We start from the raw sequence: 19,914 nt of genomic DNA on the forward strand, positions 1-19,914 counted from the left end.
TAAGTTATGAATAATAAAAAAGGTGGAAACAAGATAAGTAGACCTCTAACTAATAACGAATTTTTAAAAATAATAGAATATATTAAATCTAAAGATGTAAAACTGATGTTAATTATTGAAGCGACTACAGGTTTAAGGATACAAGACATCGCAATTTTAAAATGGAGTAATCTAAGAAATGGAAAATTAGAAATATCTGAAATGAAAACAAAAAAAACTCAAAATAGAGAGTATCCTCTTTGGCTAAGAAATATGTTGGAAGATTTTAAAGAAGAAAATTGTAAAAAAATTAATGATTATCTATTTTTAGAAAATGATAAAAATTTTAAAAATCAAATAAATGCCTTAGTAAGAAAATGCCAAAGACAAATTCAAACTTCTTGTAAATTATCAGATATAGAATCAACTCATATTTCTACTCATAGTTTTAGAAAATATTTTGCCACTGAAAACTACAAAGCTACAAAAGATATCGTTCTAATTCAAGAGATGCTAAACCACACAAGTCTTGCAACAACAAGAAAATATATCCGAATTAATCAGGAAGAAGTAAATGAAGTTTGTAGAAATTTTGATCCTTTTTCTAGAAAATATTAAATTAATAAAAGGAACAATCAGGAATTCCCAATTGTTCCTTCCATAAATTTTTAATTTATTTTTAAATAGTCATATGCTACTTGAGCCAAAGCTTTAGAACTTGTTTCTAAATTAGAATCATTCCATCTAAGTCTAGGATGATGTAAAAATGTTTCAATTTCTTCTTGATTATCCTTAGCTCCAATCAAGAAAAAATTACTAGGAATATTTTTTCCAAAATATGAGAAATCTTCTGAACCCATCAACGGGTTTTCTAATATTACAATATTTTCTTCCCCTAAAGCTTCACTTAAAGATTTTTTTGCTATATCAAAAAGATTCTTATCATTTATTAAAGTCGGATACATTCTATCAATATCAAACTTATATTTTGCATTATAAGCTAAAGTAAGTCCCTTTAAAATTTGATCCATTCTTTCTAATATTTCTGCAGTTAAATTCTCATCAAAAGTTCTTATTGTTCCCTTAATTGTTAATGTATCGGGTATTACATTTCCAGCTTCTCCTGATTTTATACTACAACAAGATAGTACCGCTGGTGTTAATGTTGAAATATTTCTACTTATTATATTCTGAAAATTGATAACAGCTTGGCACCCTACTATAATAGGATCCACTGTTTTTTCTGGAAGCGAACCATGTCCACCCACCCCTTGAATTTCAATTTCAAAAGCTGTAGGATGTGCCATCATTTCTTGTTCTTTGAAAATAATTTTTCCAGATGGATAACTTGGCCAAAGGTGACACCCAAATGCTGCATCAACTTTTGGATTTTCCAAGATTCCTTCTTCTATCATTGGTTTTGCACCACCAGGACCCTCTTCAGCTGGTTGGAATACTAGTTTTATATTTCCAGAAATCTCATCTTTTAATTCATTTAAAATCATTGCTGCTCCTAAAAGTCCAGCCACATGACCATCGTGTCCACAAGCATGCATCATTCCAGGAATTTTAGATTTATACTCACAATCTGTTTCTTCATGAATCGGTAGAGCGTCCATATCAGCTCTAAGTAAAACTGTTTTCCCTGGATATTTTCCTTCGATTAGTCCTACTACTCCTGTTTTTGCTACTTCTCCTTTATAGGGTATTCCTAATTTATCCAGTTCCTTTTTTATTAATGCAGCTGTTTTAAACTCATGAAAACCAATCTCAGGATTTTGATGTAACTCTCTTCTAATTTCTACTATTTTTCCTAAATTTTGCTTCGCTAATTTATTTATTCTTTCTTTCATTTATTCCTCCTATAACCCAAAAGGTATATCAAACATTATAAAAGTTATTAATAGTGAAATACTTACTACAAGAGTTCCAAATGCATATGGAATCATATTTGCTATAAGACTTCCTATTCCAAAGTTTTTGTCATATTTTTTACAAACTGCTAATAATAAAGTTAAATATGGAAATAACGGCGTTATCATATTTGTTGATGAATCTCCTATTCTATAAGCCATTTGGGTTAGTGCTGGATCATAACCTAAAAGCATAAACATAGGAACAAATATTGGAGATAAAATTGCCCATTTTGCCGAAGCACTACCTATGAAAAGATTTATAAATCCAACTAGGATAATATACATTGTTATTAATGGTATCCCTGAGAATCCCACTTTACTCAGTTTATCAGCTCCTTTAATAGCCATTACGATTCCTAAATTACTTTTACCAAATAAATTTAAGAATTGAGCTGCAACGAAAACTATAAAGAGATATCCACCCATTTCTCCTAAACTTTGTCCAACCATTCGAACAACATCTTTATCATTTTTTATCTTTTTTGTGATTTTTCCATAAACAATTCCAGGAATCAAAAATGCCAAAGTCATTACTATTATTAACCCTCCCATAAATGGAGACTTTGTAGAAATTAAAGAACCTGAATTATCCTTAAAAAATGCATTTTCTCCAATGCAAAGAGATATTATAAAACCAAAGTAAATCAGAAGAGATATCCCTGCATATTTCAAAGCTTTTTTCTCCGACTCTTCTATATCTTTTTTTTCATGAATCTCATTTTGATTCTCTAATTTTGGAAATCTTGGTTCAATAATATTTTTTGTAATCCATGCTATTGCAATCATTTGGACTACTGCGTTTGCTATATTAAAAAATATTGTCATAGCTGGACTTCTCATAAATGTCTGATCTAACATTTGAGCTGATGGAACGGTAAACGAAGTTATTAAGATATCGTTTAAGCTGACAAAAATCCCTGAACAAAACCCAATAGCTGCTCCTGCATAAGCTAGTAAAATTCCTATTATAGGATTTTTCCCTAAATTTAAAAATATCAATGCTGCTAACTGTGGAAGAACAATAAATCCAGCATCTCCTATTCCCGTAAAAATAAGCCCCATTAGTACAACCGTATAATAAATCATTTCCTTTGGTACTTTTCCTACAACGACAGTTAATAAAGTTTTCAATAATCCACTTTTATCAGCTAATCCTATACCAATCATGGCAATCAAAACAACTCCTAATGGAGGATAATTTTGAAATACTGTAATCATTTCAACAAGAATTTTTTTCAAATTTTCTATACTTAATAAATTATTTACAGCTATCACTTCTTTGCTTATTGGGTGAGTTGCAACAATTCCAAGCTTATTACAAGTATAAGATATGATAAGTATTAACATACAGAGTATTACAAAAATCGAAACAGGATCGGGCAGTTTATTCCCTATTTTTTCAAATGAATTTAGCATTTTGTCTATTAAATTTTGTTTATTCTTATCCTCTACCATATAATCCTTTTTAAATTCTTCCATGATTATCCCCTCCCATTCATCTATACTTTTTTTAATTTTATACTTTATATACTTCAACAGAATTGATTTGTCAATTTATTTAAATAATCAATTTTAGAATCAAGGAAAATAAGATTTCCATAGAATAGATAAACCAAGTTCAAAATATAATTTTAAGTGTAGGAGATACTATTATGGAAAATATTCAGACTACTTGTAGTTTTTGTGCTACTGGTTGTAACTTAATTTTTCAAGTCGAAAATAAAGAAATAATTTCATGTAAACCTTTAGAAACATATCCTGTAAATAAAGGGCTTGCTTGCATTAAAGGCAGAAACTTAGCTTATGAAAACTCTATGAAATACCGTTGCACATCACCACTTCTTCGTGATAACAATGGAGTTATGCAGCCTATAAGTTGGGAGGATGCTTATGAAATAATTGCAAAAAAATTTTTAAATATCAATGAAACATATGGTCGAGGTTCTTTAGCATTTTTAAGTACAGGACAAATTCCTGTTGAAGAAATGGCACTTCTTGGACTTGTAGGAAGATTTGGTTTAGGAATGGAAGGAGATGGGAATACAAGACTTTGTATGGCTACAGCAGCTGTTGCCTATAATCAATCATTTGGATTTGATGCTCCTGCATATTCATGGGAAGATCTTATGACAACTGATCTTGCGATATTTATTGGGGCTAATCCAGCAATTAGTCATCCTGTACCATGGTGGAGACTAAAAAAAGAGAATCCTAATGCTGAAATTATAGTTATTGATCCAAGGTATACTGATACAGCTAAGAGCGCTCATAAATGGCTTCCTATTAAACCTAAAGCAGATTTAATATTTTTATATACTCTCGCTAATTATCTAATAGCCAAAGATTATATTGACCATGATTTTATAGTGAACCATACAGATAATTTTGATGATTTTAAAAAATTTGTAACGAAATTTTCATTAGATGAGCTAGAAAAAAATACCTCTATAAAAAAAGATGAACTTATATCACTCGCTGAAGATATTCATAACAAAAAAAAGGTCTCTTTTTGGTGGACAATGGGTGTAAATCAGAGTTTTGAAGCTACAAGAACGGCTCAAGCAATCATAAACATCTCACTCATGATTAAAGGATTTGGCGAACATGGAACTGGTGCTAATTCAATTACTGGCCAATGTAATGCAATGGGGTCTAGATTATACAGTGTAGAAACATGCTTATATGCTGGAAGAAAATTTAATCTTTTAGAAGATAGAAAAACTATCTCTAAAATTTTAGAAATAGATGATTCTCTTATTCCAACTAGGGAAACACTTCCATTTGATCAAATTATATCAAATATGAAAACCAAAAAAATCAGAGGATTATGGATAGTTGCTACCAATCCAGTAGTATCCTTTCCTCATAATAAAATTATGGAAAATCTTAATTCTGCAGCAGATTTTATTGTTGTACAAGATATCTACTATGATACTGAAACAGCAAAACAAGCTCATCTTTTCCTTCCAGCTTCAACTTCTCTTGAAAAAGAGGGAACATTTATAAATAGTGAAAGAAGATTCTCTGCTGTTCAAAAAGTCGTAGATCCACCAAAAGGAGTAAAAACAGATTACGAAATAATTTTAGAAATTGGAAAAGCCTTAGGACTTAATGATAAATTAAAACTTGATAAATGGGCAACACCTGAAGATTCCTTTAATTTATTAAGGGAACTGTCAAAAGGTATGCCTTGTGATTTTACAGGGATTGATTATAATAAACTTAAAAATAGCAATGGAATTCAGTGGCCTTTCAGAGAAGAAGAAATATTAATAGATAATTCAAGAAATTTATTTTCTGACAATAATTTTTACACAGAAGATCATAGAGCTAAATTTATATTTGAAAATATAACTTCATATCCAGAATTACCCGATATTCAGTATCCATTTATTCTTATCACAGGGCGTGGTGGTGTTGGTCTTTGGCATACGCTAACTCGCACAAGAAATATTCCTATGGTAGAACATATGTATCCCCATGAAGATTACGTACTTATAAGCTTTGAAGATGCTAAAAAACTTGAATTAAAAAATGAAGATGAAGTCATACTTACCTCTAAAAATGGATCATGTAATATCAAAGTAACCATAAACGATGTAATGACACCTGGTCAAGTTTTTGTATCTATGCACTACAATGTAGCAAATAAATTAACAGATGCTCTATATGACCCGTATTCCAAAGAACCTTCATATAAATATGCAACCGTTTCTATAAAAAAGGTATAGGTGATAAAGATATGGAAAATAAAAGGTCTTTTAAAGATAAATTAAGTCAGTATCCTTCTGGAGCATCAGCTCTAGGGTTAGGTATTGTAGGACTTGGTTCTGCTTGGGATAATATTCAGCCTGAAATAGGATATTATATATTTGTTTTTTGTATAATCTGTTCTCTTGTGTTGATTTCATGTTATATTCTTAAAATTATATTCTGTTTTGATAGTTTTATTGATGATATGAAAGATACACTTCGTGGGGCAGTTGTTACATCAACAGATATGTCCTTATTAGTTATTTCAACTTTTGTCTATAGGTATGAACCTACTATTGGTAGAATGCTCTGGTTTTTTGCAACTATAATGCATCTTATCATCTGGTATACATTTACCTATTACAGAATAAAACTTGGGAAATTTTTAGAATTTCATTTTGGATGGTTCGTTACTTATGGTGGAATTGTTACTGTTGCTGTTACAGCAAATGGTATGGGATTTAACCCCTGGGCGAGAGCATTTTGGTGGATAGGATTTATCTCCACAATAATTCTCATTCCTATAATTTCTGCAAGAGGGATAAGACTAGGGTTTGAAAATAAATATAAGATTACAATTCCGGTTGTAGCCGCTCCTGTAAATCTTCTTCTTGCGGGATATTTAAGTGGAATATTTGAACCCAACCAAACTTTATTATGTCTTATAGCTATAGCGGCTTTTACGGCTACATTTGTAGCTTGGATAGGAATTTTCCATGCATATCGTTTGCCATTTGTTGCAACTTTTGCTGCTTTTACATTTCCACTAAGCATAAGTGTCACTTCTTCCATAAGATTTGGAAAATTTTATCCAAGTTTTTCATTTTTAGGATGGATTCAGATTATTATTACCACAATAGTCATAACTTATACTACTTGGAGATTTATAAAGTTTTACGTACTAAAAAAAGCTAATTAATAATTATTAATTAGAAACAGAGGAGATAAAATATGGTATCAATCGAAAACTTAAAAAAATTTGGAAAAAAATATATTATATTCTTTATTTTGTTAATGTTAGCAGTATATTTTACAGCTGATTATATTATCAGTAATAGGGAGCGAAAACTTTATTTTGGAACTCTTGAAATGGATAAAGTAAATATTTCTCCAGAAATTTTAGGGAAGATTAGCTATATAGCTGTAGAGCAAGGGGACACTGTAAAAAAAGGTCAGCATCTTGTAGATATAGATAATGAAAAAAATAAATTAATATTAGAAAATAATAAAATCTCTCTAAAAACCTCTGAAAATCAACTTCTAAAAACTCTAGATGGTACAAGAGAAGAAGAGATTTCAGCTCAAAGAGAAATAGTTAAACAACTGAATGCACAAGTTGAACAAAGAAAAAAAGATATTCTAACTGCGACAAGTAATTTAGAGTTTGCTTCTTCAAATTTTGAAAATAAACAAAAAATATATAAGGATACAAAAAGTCTTTTCGAAAAGAAATTTGAAAGTCAATATTCACTTGATACAGCTAGAATCAATTATGAGAATACTTTAAATCAACTACAAGTTGCAAAACATAATCTTGAAAATAGCAAAATAGCGTTTGAAGGATATGAAGCTCAAAAAAAATCAGCTGAAGAAAATCTTAGACTTATGATAAATGGATTTAGTAAGAGAGATATTGAAGTAGATAAATTAAAAATACAATCTTCTGAGAAAAATCTTGAACTAACTCAACTAAATATAAATAAAAATGTTATTTTAGCCCCTCTAGATGGAGTTGTAGAAAGTGTTAATTTTAAATTAGGAGAAGTTGTAGGAACTGGAAATTCTATTATAACAATGCTTGATTCAAAAAATCTGTGGACAAAGATATATGTCCATGAAAAAATACTTCCTAAGTTACATCTTGGACAAAAAGTTGTCATTAGAAGTAACTTTGTTCCTAAAAATTATGAAGGTGAAATTATCTATATAGCCTCTAATTCAGAATTTACTCCAATGAATATAGTAACTAAAGAAGACAGATTAAAACTTGTTTATCAAATTAAAGTAAAGGTCCTAAATAATGATGATAAACTAAAAAGTGGAATGTTAGCTGAGGTGAACTTTGGATTATGAATGAAACAGATTATGTAATAGAAATTAAAAATCTAACAAAAAAATTTGATACTTACACAGCTGTTGACTCATTGACATTTTCTATCCCAAAAGGAGTTATTTTTGGGTTTTTAGGTCCTAATGGAAGTGGAAAATCAACAACTATAAGAATGATTTGTGGAGTTTTAACTCCTACATCAGGTGAAGGTAAAGTATTGGGTTATGAACTTAAAAATAATACCGAAGAAATAAAATCTAAAATTGGCTATATGTCCCAAAAATTTAGTCTTTATGAGGATCTTATTATTGAAGAAAATTTAAACTTTTATGGCGAAATATATTCTCTTCCTAAATCTAAATTAAAAGATAGAGTAGAAGAAATCATCACAATGCTCCATCTTGAAGAAAAGAGAGGATTTCTTTCTAAAAATCTTTCTGGTGGATGGAAACAACGGCTTGCACTTGGATGTGCAATCATTCATAAACCTGAACTTCTTATTTTAGACGAGCCTACAGCGGGGGTAGACCCAGTTGCCAGAAGAGAATTTTGGATGCAAATAAAAGATCTTTTAAACGATGGAATAACTGTACTAGCCACTACTCACTACATGGATGAAGCTTCAATTTGTGACATAATTTGTTTTATTTATGAAGGAAAACTTGTAGTTATAGATTCTCCAGAAAACCTTTATAAACTCCACAATACAAACAATCTTGAAGATATATTCATAAGTTATGTAAAAAATCTTTCTCATAAAAATGTCATTTCTTCATTTACACAGCTCACTGGTCAAAACAACAGAGAAGGTGATAAAACATGATAAATATTAATAGAGTAATAACCATGGCTAAGAAAGAAATTATACATATAAGAAGAGATAGAGCAAGTCTTGTCATTGCTCTTATACTACCTATATTTCTTCTTCTTCTTTTTGGATTTGCTGTAAGCTCTGATGTTGATAATATTAAAATTTCTGTATATGATGGTAGTCGTACTATTGAAAGCAGAGAGTTTATTGATAAATTAAATAATTCTACCTATCTTAAAGTTTTTAAGTATGTAGAAACTCCAGATGAAGTAGAGAAAAGTATAGATTCTGGAGATGTAAAAATTGGAGTTATTATTCCTGATTATTTTGCTACAAGATTAAGAAGAAATGAACCGAGTGATGTCCAATTTCTTATAGATGGATCTGATCCATACATTGCCAAAACAGCGTCTTCATATTCAGCTCTTATTGTAAATAGCTATTCTAATACATCAAAGAAAATAATAAATCCATTTACACTTCTTCTTTATAATCCAACACTCGAGAGTAGTAAATTTAATATTCCGGGAATAATAGGACTTATCCTTCAAAATATAACTATAATGCTAACTGCATTTTCTATAGTGAGAGAAAAGGAAAAAGGAACAATGGAACAACTTATAATGACTCCAGTAACTCCTCTTGAGTTAGTGATAGGAAAAATTATTCCCTATATTTTTATAGCTTTTTTGGAACTAGATATGACTCTTATTTTAGGAAAAATAATTTTTGGTATCGATATTAAAGGAAGTTTAATCTTTCTTATACTTCTTGGAACAATGTTTCTTGTATGTTCTTTAGCTTTAGGGATACTCATTTCAACAGTTTCAACAACTCAGCTCCAAGCTATGCATATGTCTCTAGCATATCTTTTACCTAGTGTTATTCTTTCCGGTTTCATCTTTCCTAGGGAAGCTATGCCTAAACCTATATATTTTGTAAGTTATTTGATGCCTTTAACATACTTCAACCAGATACTTCGTGGAATAATACTGAAAGGGATAGGGGTAAGAGAACTTCTTCCTGAAATAATCTCACTTTCTATCATAATTATTGTAATAGTAATATTTTCAATACATAAATTTAAGAAAACATTAGATTAACTGGAGGAAAAGATTGATGAAACTGAAAATATTAATGATGATTTTTATTATAAAACAGCTTTTTTCTCAAACTATTACCCTGGAAAATGCAATAGAAATTGCAATTAATGAAGGAAAAGAAATAACAATTTCTGAAAATGATTTAAATATTTCTAAAAAAAAATTAAGTTCAGCTTTTAAGATTGCATTACCAAATTTATTTTATACGGGAGCATACCTTAAAGCTGACACTCCTATATTAGAAAATATACCCATAAAAGTTAAAAATAGTGGTTATGTAAATTTTATAGGGATATCTCAACCCATATTTCAAGGGGGAGCAATAATTGCCGAAATGAAAGGAGCTAAAATTGCCGAAACACAGTCTGTTCTAAATTATCTTAAAACAAAGAGAGACGTGAGACTTGAAATTATTTCTATTTATTGTGAAATTTTAGCGGCAAAAAATACTATAGAGGCATATACAATTTCGAAAAAGCAACTTACCGAAGTTTTAAATTCTCAAAAAGAAAAGATAAAGATTGGGAAAGCTACTAATTCAGATATATTAAAAGCTGAATATCAACTTCTTGAAATGGAAGCAAATATAATTGATACTCAAAACATCTTAGAAATTGGAATGATTTCTCTTAAACAAAAACTTAATTTTCCCAGTAATATTTCTATCGATATAGAAGAGTTCACCATCCCAAAAGAAATATTGTCATTTATAGACTACGAGAGAGACCTCAAAGAGGCCTTAAACAAGAGTATCGCCTCAAACCTAGCTAAAACTATGATAGAGGATGCTGAGGTCCTTAAAATGGCTACAAGAGCTGATTTTCTACCCCATGCTAAAGTATTTATTGGAAAGGGTTCTGTTACTGAAGAAGATGAAACAAATAGCTCTTGGGGTGGTGGAGTATTAGTTAACTGGGATATCTTCCACTTCGGAAAAGATTATGACAACTATAAAGCGGCGGAATTTGAAATAGAAAAAGCAAAACTACAAGAAAAACTTACTACAGATAGTATAGAACTCAATTTACGAAAGGCATATCTAGATATTATAAAAATCAATAAACTGATGGAAGTACGATTTAAGGCTCTTGAAGAAGCTGAAGAAAATTTTCAAAGAGATAAGGATAAATTTGAAAGAGGAATAATTTCATTTTTAGATTTCTTAATATCACAAGCAGCTGTCACAGATTCCAGAGTTAAATACAATAATTTAAAATTTTATCTTTTTACTTCCTTTGAAAGATATCGCTCTCTTCTTATCTAAACTTATAAATTGATATTTTCCCTAAAATAAGGTAAAATAATAACTTGAAATCTATAAAAGGGGAAAATAATAATGTATTTGAAAATATTACTTTTTATAGTTTTTTCTATAACTATTTTTTCGGATGAAATGTATAAACCAAAAAGTCTTGAAGAACAATTATATTTAGAAAAAATTAGAAAAAAAGAATTCATTTTATCTTTGCAAAAATCAGAAGTAACCGAATCTATTATCAATGGAACCAATTTAAATAAAATTATTTTGGAACTTTTTGAAGATTATTTAAATTTAAATGTAAAAGTTGAAAAATCTGATTGGAATAAAGCTTATCTAGATTTTAAAAATGGAAAATCGGATGCTATAGGACTTATAACAAGAAGACCCGAGAGAAAATCATTCACTGAGTTCTCTAAAAAAAATTTTGGAGAAGATTTATATCTTGTTTCTAGAAAAGAAAAAATCGTCTCTAAAGATGATTTAAAAGGCAAACCAATATTTATCTATAAAAACGATAGTTCCTTACCTCAACTACATAATTTTTTTAAAAGAGAAAATATTTCGAATGAAATTATAGAAGTAGATGATATTATGGATCATTTAGACGGTATTGTTTTATCATCTGGACTTTATGCAAATGGACAACCATTTAAAATTAAGATTGGATATATTCCTGACACCTCAATAGGAGTTTCTAAAGAATATGCTCCTTTGATACCCATACTAAATAATGCTCTTTCTGAGAAATATGAAGAGAAAATTGATAATTACTTAATAAATAAAAAGCTATCAATCCAAAGGTCTAACTTTAAAAATAAGTTAACTGAAATAGAAAAAGATTATTTAAAAAAAGTTGAAAAAATAACTGTAGGACTTGAGAGTGATTCAACTTTAAGCAGATATTCTAAAAAGAATAAAAATTTTACTGGAATTATTCCAAATATTCTAAAAAAAAGTAGTCAGGTAATGGATATTGAATATAAAAATTTTGGAACAACTCAATATGAGTGGAATGAACTTTATAAAAAATTCTTGGATAAAAAAATTCAAGTATTACCCACTTCACTTTTTAATTCCAATTTTAATCAATATTTATTCTCGAACGTTATCTATAGTTTAAAAGTATTTCTGGTTACTAATAAAAAAACAAACAATCAATTAATTGGTGTTCTTAAAAATAGTGTTTATGAGGATATTGCAAAAATGTTTTTTTTTCCAGAGCAAATCATAACATTTTCATCTAATAAAAATCTTTTACTGGCTTTACAAAAATTAGAAATAGATGGTCTTGTCACATCTGAAATAAATGAATTTGATGAAAACCACTTTGAAACTGAAGAATTAAGTACTATTCCAATAGTTTTAGCTTTTCAAAAAGAAGATGATATTCTGAGAGGAATCTTTAATAAAGCTTTAGAATCACTCGGTAACTCCGAATTAGAAAATATTATTACTCGAAGTCATAGAGAAGAGAACAAAGAGATTTTTATTGAAAAACAAAAGATAAAAATATTGTTCAAAATTTTTATAGCCGGATTAATCCTAGCTCTCATAACTATCTTTACATTGATTTACAAGTTTTTATCAGAAAAAAATATTTCTAGAACCTTAAGAAGAGATTTTTTAACCAATCTTCCAAATAGAGTTCTCTTTAATGAATTTTGTCAGTTTAATCAAAAAAATAAAGGTACTGCAATATTTATTGATTTAAATAATTTTAAACAGGTAAACGACAAGTTTAGTCATAAATTTGGAGATCAAGTTCTAATTGAAGTTGCTAAAATATTAAAAGAAATATTTGGAGATGAATTTACATTTAGAATTTCTGGTGACGAATTTTATAGCTTTTTGTTAGATAAAGATTACAAAATAAAATTAGCAAAACTTAAACTTAAAACAATGAGATCAAAAATTTTAATAAACTATAACATTTCCTTTAGCCTAGGTTACTATTTAAAATCAGAAAATGAAAGTCTAGAAGACGCTTTTAAATATGCTGGAATGGCAATGAGAGAGGCCAAGTTAAAAAAAGAATATTTTGTTGTAGAAGCATCACCTGAATTAATAGCTTTAAAGACTAGGGAGTTAAAAATTAAAGAAATTTTAAATGATTCTATTAAAAATGAACTTTATTTAGTATTTCAACCTAAAGTAAATGCTTTAAATCCAGAAATAATTGTTGGAGCAGAAGCTCTTTGTAGATGGGAAAATAAAGAGTTAGGATTTATTTCACCTACTGAATTTATTTCACTAGCTGAGGATTTAAAAATAATTCATTCTATTGATTTTAAAATAGCTGAAGAAACAATAAAAACTCTGAAAGAATGGATTGAAAATAATAAAATTTCAAAAGATTTTAGACTTTCTTTTAATCTTTCTATGCAAACATTTGATAGAGATGATATAGTTTCAACCATAGAATTTTTTCTAAATAAGTACGGGGTGAGTGGAAAAAATTTAGAAATAGAAATAACAGAAAGTACACTCTCGACAAATATTTCTAAAACTTTAGAAAAACTAAAATATTTAAAGGAACTGGATATATCTATAGCTTTAGATGATTTTACAGCTGGATACTCTACTACTGCTTTATTACCAGTTTTACCAATAGATATTGTAAAATTTGATAAATCATTAATAGATTTATTTGAAAACAATAGAAAAAAAGGAACCATAATATATAAAACTTTAATAAAAATGACAAAAGATTTAAATCTTACAACAGTTGCTGAAGGGATAGAACTAAAAGAACAATATCTTTTTTTAAAAAAAGAAAAAATAGATATTATTCAAGGTTATTACTTTGGAAAACCTGTTAAGAAAGATTTTTTTAATAAATACTAAAAAGGGTCCTCATTTACTGAGGACCTTAATATTTTTCTAAGAGCTAATTTACCATATGAAACTCAAAAACTTTCGTTTCCTCATTAGGCCCTTCTCCTATTATTTTGAATCCTAATTTTTTATAAAATTCTACTGAACGTATATTATCTTTATATACTGCCAAAGTTAACTTACCATAAATATTTTTAACAAATTTAAGTAACTTTGTTCCTGCACCTTTACCTTGATAATGATTATCAATAAAAAGAGCTCCTATAAACTCTTTGTTTATTATTGATATAAATCCTTTAATTTCATCATTATTCTCATATATATAAGTCTCTGCCATTGGAATGTATACATCTCTAACTATTGTATAAGAATTTTCCCAATAACTCTTGTCTATAAATTCATGAGCTTTTATAGTTGATTCTAACCATATACTCATAATTTTATTTATATCTTTATTCTCTAATTTTCTTATAACTGTATTACTCATCAATATTTTCTAGCCCTAATTCTCTAGCTATTATTAATGCAGCTTTTTCTGCTACTTCTCCAGTAAAAGCAACACATTGATCTTTATGTTCCTTTGCTCCCATATCCATTCCATGAGTTAAAACTTTACAACATAAAACTTTATGGTTAGCTCTAAAACTTTCTTGTAATTCAAATGCTAAATCTAAAGCTTTATTTACCTTAGCATCTCCACCTTTAGTTCTTCCAAATAAATAGCTCAAAGCCATAACTCCACCTGTAACAGCCCCGCAAAGACACTTTGATTTACCTACACCAACTGGGAATCCTGAAGCAACTGCAATCATCTCTTCCGGCATCTCTGGTATCATATTATTTCTAATTGAATTTATTATTGACTCAGAACAAAAGAAGTCCCCTACTCTGTAAGACTCTTCAGCATCATGCTTTATTTTTTTAATACTAATTTTTTTATTCATTTAAGTTTCTCCTGCATTATGTTATTTTTTTATCTAAGTTATTATAACATTTTTATTAAATAAAAAATACTATTGTTGAATTCCAGGATAAGCCCAAATTCCAGAAGTTCTTATTAAATCTCTATAAATTACTAATTTTTCATCTTCAGAAATTTTTTGAGCTTCGTTAATAGTTTCATAATCTAAGTAAACTAAATTTGAATAATTAATATTTAATCCTTTAAGTTCTGCTGCTTCTTCAAATACTGCAAGACCTCTTCTTATATGACTTGCACTTGTAACAAGAGTTACATTTTCAGGATTTAATTTAGTTAAAATTTCAGTTGAATAAATTGCATTTCCAACAGTATCTTTAGCCTGATCGTCCATATAGATAAGATTTGAAGGAACTCCATTCGAAACCAGCCAATTTTTCATAACATATGCTTCTGTTATTCCACCTTTTTGAACTCCACCTGAGACAATTATAGGAGATTTTGGATTTTTCTTATGAAGAGCTAATCCCTGTTTTAATCTCTCTATTAAAGGTTTTTCCATTTTACCATTTTTTCCAAGAGCATACCCTAAAATAACAATGGCATGTTTCTCTTCAACTTGGAATGGATAGATATTTATTTTTTCTTTCATGATATTATCGGTTCTGCTAAATTTATTTAAATATTTTTGTGTTTCTTTTTTATTATTCTTTTTAAGAATCTCTATAGTTTCAGAGTAAGTTTTCATATCTCCTATTTGTTTTGAATATGCTGCCAAGAGAATTCCTGCTTCAAAACTATCAGGATAAATATCTAAAATATTTTTATATGTTGTTAAAGCCTCATTTGTTTTCTTTTGTATTATTTGAGTTGAAGCTATTGAAAATCTTAAATCTATTCTTTCCGGACTAATTGCACTGGCTTCTTTAAATGAATTTTCAACAACATCATACTTTCCTTTTAATGTTATTCCTTTGAAAAATTCTTTTTCAACTTTTGCTAAATCTCCACCATGCCAGTAATAATGAATTCCTGTTTGTGAAAGTTGGGCTATTTTATTTTGATCCTGTACCGATGGATATTGTTTAGTAGATGAACAACCAGTTAATAAAATAAATCCTAAAATTCCAGATATTATTTTAATTTTATTACTCATAATATAATCCCCTCCGTATTTTAGTAAGATTCCTAATTAATAATACATCTTATTTAACTTGAAATCAATTAGTTGACAAAATAAAAAACTAGTCTTAGTATAAAATATACATTAAATAAATTTAAAAGGAGAAATTCATTTATGAAAACCGATAGAGATAAAGCTATCTTATTATTGAAAACAGGAAAAGGACAAATTGATGCAGTTTTAAAAATGATAGAACAAGAAAGATATTGTATGGATATTGTAAATCAAATTCTTGCAGCTGAATCTCTTATAAAAAAATCAGGTATGCTTATTTTAAAACAACATATGGATACATGTATTAAGAAAGCTTTTGAAAATGATAATTCAGATGAAAAAATTCAAGAAATTATAGATATTCTTGGAAAAGTAATGAAATAAAATTTATTTTAACTTATAGCTCTTACGAACTCTTATTTAGCTCACAATCAATTTTGGTAAATAGATGTGTAAATTGTTGTATTATTTGTTTCTGTGGCTTATTATCGCTATAAGAGCGAATTAAAGATAGGTTGTAATAGATATTAATTGTTTTTCAATTTTATTTTATATTTAATCAATTTTAAATAAAGATTTTTATTGAAGAAATTTATTCGAAAACTGTATGTTTGTTTTTTTGTTTAATTGTTTAATTGTTAGAGCAAAAAAATATGATGATTTCACTGTGTCTTTAAGTCAACAAAATCAAGGGATATTCTTTATTATTGTTCGGTACAAACTAGTCCCATAGAATAATAGTTGTTTTCCTCATATTATAATAGTATATCTTCACATAGAATAATAGTATCGTTCACATAGACTAATAGAACCTACTCTCATAGAATAATAGTATTTCAAAATTATGATATTTTCCTCATATAATAATAGTAATTTTCAAAAAAATAAGGTATAATCATAAAACTTACTATTATACAAAGGGAATATAATTAAAAACCGGTTGGGGTGAAAAATTTGGAAAAGAAAATTTATGAAGGTGGTGGAATGGTTGAGATAGATACTGGACCAAGTGAAATTGTAGAAGAGTTTCTGGAATTTCCCGAAGATCATATTCTTAATCAAATGAACGGAAATCTTGTAAGAATGGATATGAATATTGTAGAATATCCACTTTTTTCTAAAAATAAGAGAAGAAAAATAAATCAAACTGTAATATATTACTTTAATGAGAGAAAAGATAAATACATTGAGATAAAACCAATCTCTGGAACAACAATTCCTGGTGAATTTGAAGAGAAAATTTTTATATCATTAGTTAAAATAATGCGTAAAAATGGATATGGGAAAAACTTTGTTGTTACAAATTCTGAAATTTTGGAAAATATGTGTGTTGTCAACCAAGGAACCAAAAATGCCTTGTACCATCAAGTTAAAGGAGCTATGTTAAAACTTACAGAAACTTCATATACATTTAAAAATTCTTTATATTCAAACGAAATGGGCGGATTAATTGAAAACGCTGTTATAACGAGTATTATGAATATTCAAATTATTTCTAAAAAGAGTGCTAGAAAAGGCGATAAAGAATATTTTAAAGATGGACGTATCAATGAAATTTATAAAGTTTCGTTGTCAGATCATTTTTATAACAATATAATTAGAAAAGGATATTTGGTTTATGATGCAGATTTATTGTTAGGTATAAATACTTCCACAGCAAGGGGTATTTATCTTTTAATAACTAAGTGGAGATTTGAAAATCTATATTTGAGTTTAAATATACTGACCCTTTTAAAAAGAATTCCTTTAAAACATGATTCTAAAAATATTGGAAGAAGTATAAAAGTTATAGAAAATGCTTGTAATGAATTGAAAGAAAAAAAATTGATAGAAAATTTCAACTTTTTAAAACATAAAAGACTTTCAGAAACAGAGATTGAGTTTTTCTTTAATGACGATCATAATCAATTGAAGCAGGATAATTTTTTTGTGGATAAAAATGCTTTTAATCAAATTCTTATAAGTTCTACAGAAGAAAAAAATATTCATGAAAATGATAGAGTAGAAGTAACTAAAGAGATGATAGAAGAGGTTTTCAGGAATTTACCGGCTAAAGCATTGGAACTTAAAACAATGGAAAAAACCATAGTGAATTCAATAAAAAAATATGGTTTTGAAAAAGTTAAACAAGCTTCAATTTATACAAAAAAAAATAAGGCATTGAAGATAAGAAATTATTTTTTACAAACCTTAGAAAACAATTGGTCAACTGAAATTGAAATTATGAAGGAAAATTCTCCTGAAATAGAAAGCACTTTAAAAGTAGAAAAAGCTTGCGATTCTGATATGAATTTAATTCAAGAAAAATACAATTCTTTGAGTGAAAAACAAAGACAAGAGATAGATGCAATAATTTATAAAAAATATATAGAAAAATGTGGAATGGAAACGGATATTCAAAAAAGAGCTTTTAATTTTGCTAAGAACTCTTTAATTTTAGAATATTTAAAAAATGCTCCAGAAATTTCAGATGAAAATTATTTGAATTCAGAAGAATTAAAAAAAGAAATAAATACTCAATTATATTACTATGGAGAATTTTTTGATTTAGATGAAGATATGATATTTTCTGCAAAATTTGAAGTGGGAAGAGTTATATTTGAAAAATTTGGAAAAAATAAAGTGACTTTGGATAACCTTTTAAAAGTAGTAAAAGAAGTCATTAAAAAAATAAAAAAATAAGAGTATATATTATACAATGTTAGGGGGATAGATTATGAAAATAATAGCATTAATCAATCAAAAGGGTGGAGTTGCTAAAACTACATCTGCAATTAATTTAGCAGCGGCACTAAAAATATTAAATAAGAAAGTTTTATTAATAGATTTAGATCCTCAAGGAAATGCGACAGTTGGAAGTGGAGTAGAGGTTACAGCCGATATGAATACCACACATGAGTTTTTATTGGGACCATTTACAGCTTCAGAATGTAAGTTTGAAAAAGAGTACGATATCATTCCGACCGATATTAGATTGGCAACGGCAGAGATGGAAATTTTTTCAAAATTTTCTAGAGAAAGTTTATTGAAAAATAAATTAAAAGAAATAACAGATTATGATTATATAATTATAGATTGTCCTCCTAGTCTTTCGTTATTAACTATAAATGCTTTGGTGGCAGCTGATTTAGCTTATATCCCAGTAGCAGCATCTGTATTTGCATTAACAGGATTAGAGCAGTTAAAAGACACTATAATAAGTGTACAGCCACTCAATAATATTGAAATCGGTGGAGTCTTTTTAACAAGATTTGATTCAAGAGAAAAGTTTTCACACGAAGTTACAAACTATTTAAGTGAAATGTTTGGAGAAAAACTTATGAATACAAAGATTAGAACTTGTGCTAATATAAATAAAGCTCAGGTTCAAGGTCTTGATATTTTTAAATTTGATTCTTCTTCTAGATCTGCCGAAGATTATATGAGTCTTGCAAAAGAGTTGGTTATATATGGCTAATTTAATGCAGAGAATGAAAGAAAATAGAAGTTCACCGGTAGTAATTGATAGTTCAAGAGCTAAATTACTTGGTATAAATTCTGATTATGTTTCTATAATAGACTATAAAATTTTAGATGTTACAGAAAATGAAAGACAAATTTTAATTAAATGTGAAGAAAAGGCTATAGAGCATGCAAGAGAGATAGCAAAGAATACCATGGAGCTTTCAAAAGTTTTTTATGAGGCACAAAAGACACTTTCAGCTAAAGGAAATGGTATTTTTTCAAAGTGGTTTGAGCAGCTTGGATTTAAAAAAGATTTTGTATATATGTGTTTGAAGAGAAATGAAATTTTCTTAGAAGTTAGAGATGAAAAAGTTTTTAATATTCCAGAAAGAGCTATAAAAACAATTTCAAAAGTTAGAGATAAGATAGATTCAGATGAAATTTTAGGAATTATAAAATCAGATAAACCAGTTGAAGCAGCTAAGAGATATACTGAAAGTTTGTCGGGCAACCCGACAAACTTTTCGGGTGAAACGAAAGAAAAGCTAAATATTAAGTTAAAAGAAATTCAAAAAACTATAAGAGAATATGAGAAATTGATTAAAGAACTAAAGCAAGAAGAGGAAAAAGTTTTGAAAGAATTAATGGTGGAAATAAACTTATAAA

17 protein-coding genes are annotated in these 19,914 nt (G+C 28.2%); 12 read left to right on the top strand and 5 right to left on the bottom strand.

Going from position 1 to position 19,914, the window contains the following annotated elements:
- The first annotated feature begins 6 nt into the window (after positions 1-6).
- The gene (locus H3N56_RS11655; RefSeq protein WP_185881368.1) at positions 7-597 is read left to right on the top strand and encodes a tyrosine-type recombinase/integrase; all 591 of its coding nucleotides are present in this window, start codon (positions 7-9) and stop codon (positions 595-597) included.
- 50 nt (positions 598-647) lie between these two features.
- Here the strand turns inward: H3N56_RS11655 and H3N56_RS11660 are convergent, their stop codons facing one another.
- On the bottom strand, positions 648-1,832 hold the full coding sequence (locus H3N56_RS11660; protein ID WP_185881369.1) for a M20 family metallopeptidase: 1,185 nt from the start codon (positions 1,830-1,832) through the stop codon (positions 648-650).
- Positions 1,833-1,841: 9 nt separating this feature from the next.
- A complete protein-coding gene (locus tag H3N56_RS11665; RefSeq protein WP_255492197.1) occupies positions 1,842-3,374 on the bottom strand; it encodes an AbgT family transporter in 1,533 nt (510 codons plus the stop codon).
- Positions 3,375-3,547: 173 nt separating this feature from the next.
- Between H3N56_RS11665 and H3N56_RS11670 the strand changes: the two genes are divergently transcribed.
- The 7 genes from H3N56_RS11670 to H3N56_RS11700 all read left to right on the top strand — a co-directional run bounded on the left by H3N56_RS11670 (position 3,548) and on the right by H3N56_RS11700 (position 13,717).
- The gene (locus H3N56_RS11670) at positions 3,548-5,626 is read left to right on the top strand and encodes a molybdopterin oxidoreductase family protein (protein WP_185881370.1); all 2,079 of its coding nucleotides are present in this window, start codon (positions 3,548-3,550) and stop codon (positions 5,624-5,626) included.
- An 11-nt stretch (positions 5,627-5,637) separates the two neighbouring features.
- Positions 5,638-6,567, top strand: a complete 930-nt coding sequence (locus tag H3N56_RS11675) for a hypothetical protein (protein WP_185881371.1) — start codon at positions 5,638-5,640, stop codon at positions 6,565-6,567.
- A gap of 32 nt (positions 6,568-6,599) precedes the next feature.
- Positions 6,600-7,721 (top strand): HlyD family secretion protein, encoded by a 1,122-nt coding sequence (locus H3N56_RS11680; protein ID WP_185881372.1) that lies wholly within the window; start codon positions 6,600-6,602, stop codon positions 7,719-7,721.
- Complete coding sequence (locus H3N56_RS11685) at positions 7,718-8,521, top strand: ABC transporter ATP-binding protein (protein WP_185881373.1); 804 nt, start codon at positions 7,718-7,720, stop codon at positions 8,519-8,521. The genes H3N56_RS11680 and H3N56_RS11685 overlap by 4 nt, the downstream gene beginning before the upstream one ends.
- Entirely contained in the window at positions 8,518-9,612 is a 1,095-nt protein-coding gene (locus H3N56_RS11690) for an ABC transporter permease (RefSeq protein ID WP_221893489.1), read from the top strand. The genes H3N56_RS11685 and H3N56_RS11690 overlap by 4 nt, the downstream gene beginning before the upstream one ends.
- A 16-nt stretch (positions 9,613-9,628) precedes the next feature.
- Entirely contained in the window at positions 9,629-10,876 is a 1,248-nt protein-coding gene (locus tag H3N56_RS11695) for a TolC family protein (protein WP_185881374.1), read from the top strand.
- Positions 10,877-10,948: 72 nt separating this feature from the next.
- The gene (locus tag H3N56_RS11700) at positions 10,949-13,717 is read left to right on the top strand and encodes an EAL domain-containing protein (RefSeq protein WP_185881375.1); all 2,769 of its coding nucleotides are present in this window, start codon (positions 10,949-10,951) and stop codon (positions 13,715-13,717) included.
- A 43-nt stretch (positions 13,718-13,760) separates the two neighbouring features.
- Here the strand turns inward: H3N56_RS11700 and H3N56_RS11705 are convergent, their stop codons facing one another.
- From H3N56_RS11705 to H3N56_RS11715, 3 genes are all read right to left on the bottom strand, one after another.
- Complete coding sequence (locus H3N56_RS11705) at positions 13,761-14,195, bottom strand: N-acetyltransferase (RefSeq protein WP_185881376.1); 435 nt, start codon at positions 14,193-14,195, stop codon at positions 13,761-13,763.
- Positions 14,188-14,652, bottom strand: coding sequence for a C-GCAxxG-C-C family (seleno)protein (locus H3N56_RS11710; RefSeq protein WP_185881377.1), 465 nt, complete (start codon positions 14,650-14,652; stop codon positions 14,188-14,190). The genes H3N56_RS11705 and H3N56_RS11710 overlap by 8 nt, the downstream gene beginning before the upstream one ends.
- Positions 14,653-14,721: 69 nt before the next feature.
- Positions 14,722-15,783: a YdcF family protein gene (locus H3N56_RS11715; RefSeq protein WP_185881378.1), complete on the bottom strand. Its 1,062-nt coding sequence runs from the start codon at positions 15,781-15,783 to the stop codon at positions 14,722-14,724.
- A gap of 141 nt (positions 15,784-15,924) precedes the next feature.
- Here H3N56_RS11715 and H3N56_RS11720 point away from each other — a divergent pair, with 141 nt between their 5' ends.
- The 4 genes from H3N56_RS11720 to H3N56_RS11735 all read left to right on the top strand — a co-directional run bounded on the left by H3N56_RS11720 (position 15,925) and on the right by H3N56_RS11735 (position 19,913).
- The gene (locus H3N56_RS11720) at positions 15,925-16,188 is read left to right on the top strand and encodes a metal-sensing transcriptional repressor (RefSeq protein ID WP_185881379.1); all 264 of its coding nucleotides are present in this window, start codon (positions 15,925-15,927) and stop codon (positions 16,186-16,188) included.
- Positions 16,189-16,758: 570 nt separating this feature from the next.
- Complete coding sequence (locus H3N56_RS11725; protein ID WP_185881380.1) at positions 16,759-18,486, top strand: hypothetical protein; 1,728 nt, start codon at positions 16,759-16,761, stop codon at positions 18,484-18,486.
- 34 nt (positions 18,487-18,520) lie between these two features.
- Positions 18,521-19,261, top strand: coding sequence for a ParA family protein (locus H3N56_RS11730; protein ID WP_185881381.1), 741 nt, complete (start codon positions 18,521-18,523; stop codon positions 19,259-19,261).
- Positions 19,254-19,913, top strand: a complete 660-nt coding sequence (locus H3N56_RS11735) for a hypothetical protein (protein WP_185881382.1) — start codon at positions 19,254-19,256, stop codon at positions 19,911-19,913. The genes H3N56_RS11730 and H3N56_RS11735 overlap by 8 nt, the downstream gene beginning before the upstream one ends.
- The last annotated feature ends 1 nt before the right edge of the window (position 19,914 follow it).

The organism is Cetobacterium sp. 2A (genome assembly GCF_014250685.1).
In the GTDB taxonomy this organism is placed as follows: Bacteria; Fusobacteriota; Fusobacteriia; order Fusobacteriales; family Fusobacteriaceae; genus Cetobacterium.

Bases quoted from the DNA above. Each gene is read 5' to 3' on its own strand.
- H3N56_RS11655 (WP_185881368.1), top strand. From the start codon at position 7: ATGAATAATAAAAAAGGTGGAAACAAGATAAGTAGACCTCTAACTAAT.
- H3N56_RS11660 (WP_185881369.1), bottom strand. From the start codon at position 1,832: ATGAAAGAAAGAATAAATAAATTAGCGAAGCAAAATTTAGGAAAAATA.
- H3N56_RS11665 (WP_255492197.1), bottom strand. From the start codon at position 3,374: ATGGAAGAATTTAAAAAGGATTATATGGTAGAGGATAAGAATAAACAA.
- H3N56_RS11670 (WP_185881370.1), top strand. From the start codon at position 3,548: ATGGAAAATATTCAGACTACTTGTAGTTTTTGTGCTACTGGTTGTAAC.
- H3N56_RS11675 (WP_185881371.1), top strand. From the start codon at position 5,638: ATGGAAAATAAAAGGTCTTTTAAAGATAAATTAAGTCAGTATCCTTCT.
- H3N56_RS11680 (WP_185881372.1), top strand. From the start codon at position 6,600: ATGGTATCAATCGAAAACTTAAAAAAATTTGGAAAAAAATATATTATA.
- H3N56_RS11685 (WP_185881373.1), top strand. From the start codon at position 7,718: ATGAATGAAACAGATTATGTAATAGAAATTAAAAATCTAACAAAAAAA.
- H3N56_RS11690 (WP_221893489.1), top strand. From the start codon at position 8,518: ATGATAAATATTAATAGAGTAATAACCATGGCTAAGAAAGAAATTATA.
- H3N56_RS11695 (WP_185881374.1), top strand. From the start codon at position 9,629: ATGAAACTGAAAATATTAATGATGATTTTTATTATAAAACAGCTTTTT.
- H3N56_RS11700 (WP_185881375.1), top strand. From the start codon at position 10,949: ATGTATTTGAAAATATTACTTTTTATAGTTTTTTCTATAACTATTTTT.
- H3N56_RS11705 (WP_185881376.1), bottom strand. From the start codon at position 14,195: ATGAGTAATACAGTTATAAGAAAATTAGAGAATAAAGATATAAATAAA.
- H3N56_RS11710 (WP_185881377.1), bottom strand. From the start codon at position 14,652: ATGAATAAAAAAATTAGTATTAAAAAAATAAAGCATGATGCTGAAGAG.
- H3N56_RS11715 (WP_185881378.1), bottom strand. From the start codon at position 15,783: ATGAGTAATAAAATTAAAATAATATCTGGAATTTTAGGATTTATTTTA.
- H3N56_RS11720 (WP_185881379.1), top strand. From the start codon at position 15,925: ATGAAAACCGATAGAGATAAAGCTATCTTATTATTGAAAACAGGAAAA.
- H3N56_RS11730 (WP_185881381.1), top strand. From the start codon at position 18,521: ATGAAAATAATAGCATTAATCAATCAAAAGGGTGGAGTTGCTAAAACT.
- H3N56_RS11735 (WP_185881382.1), top strand. From the start codon at position 19,254: ATGGCTAATTTAATGCAGAGAATGAAAGAAAATAGAAGTTCACCGGTA.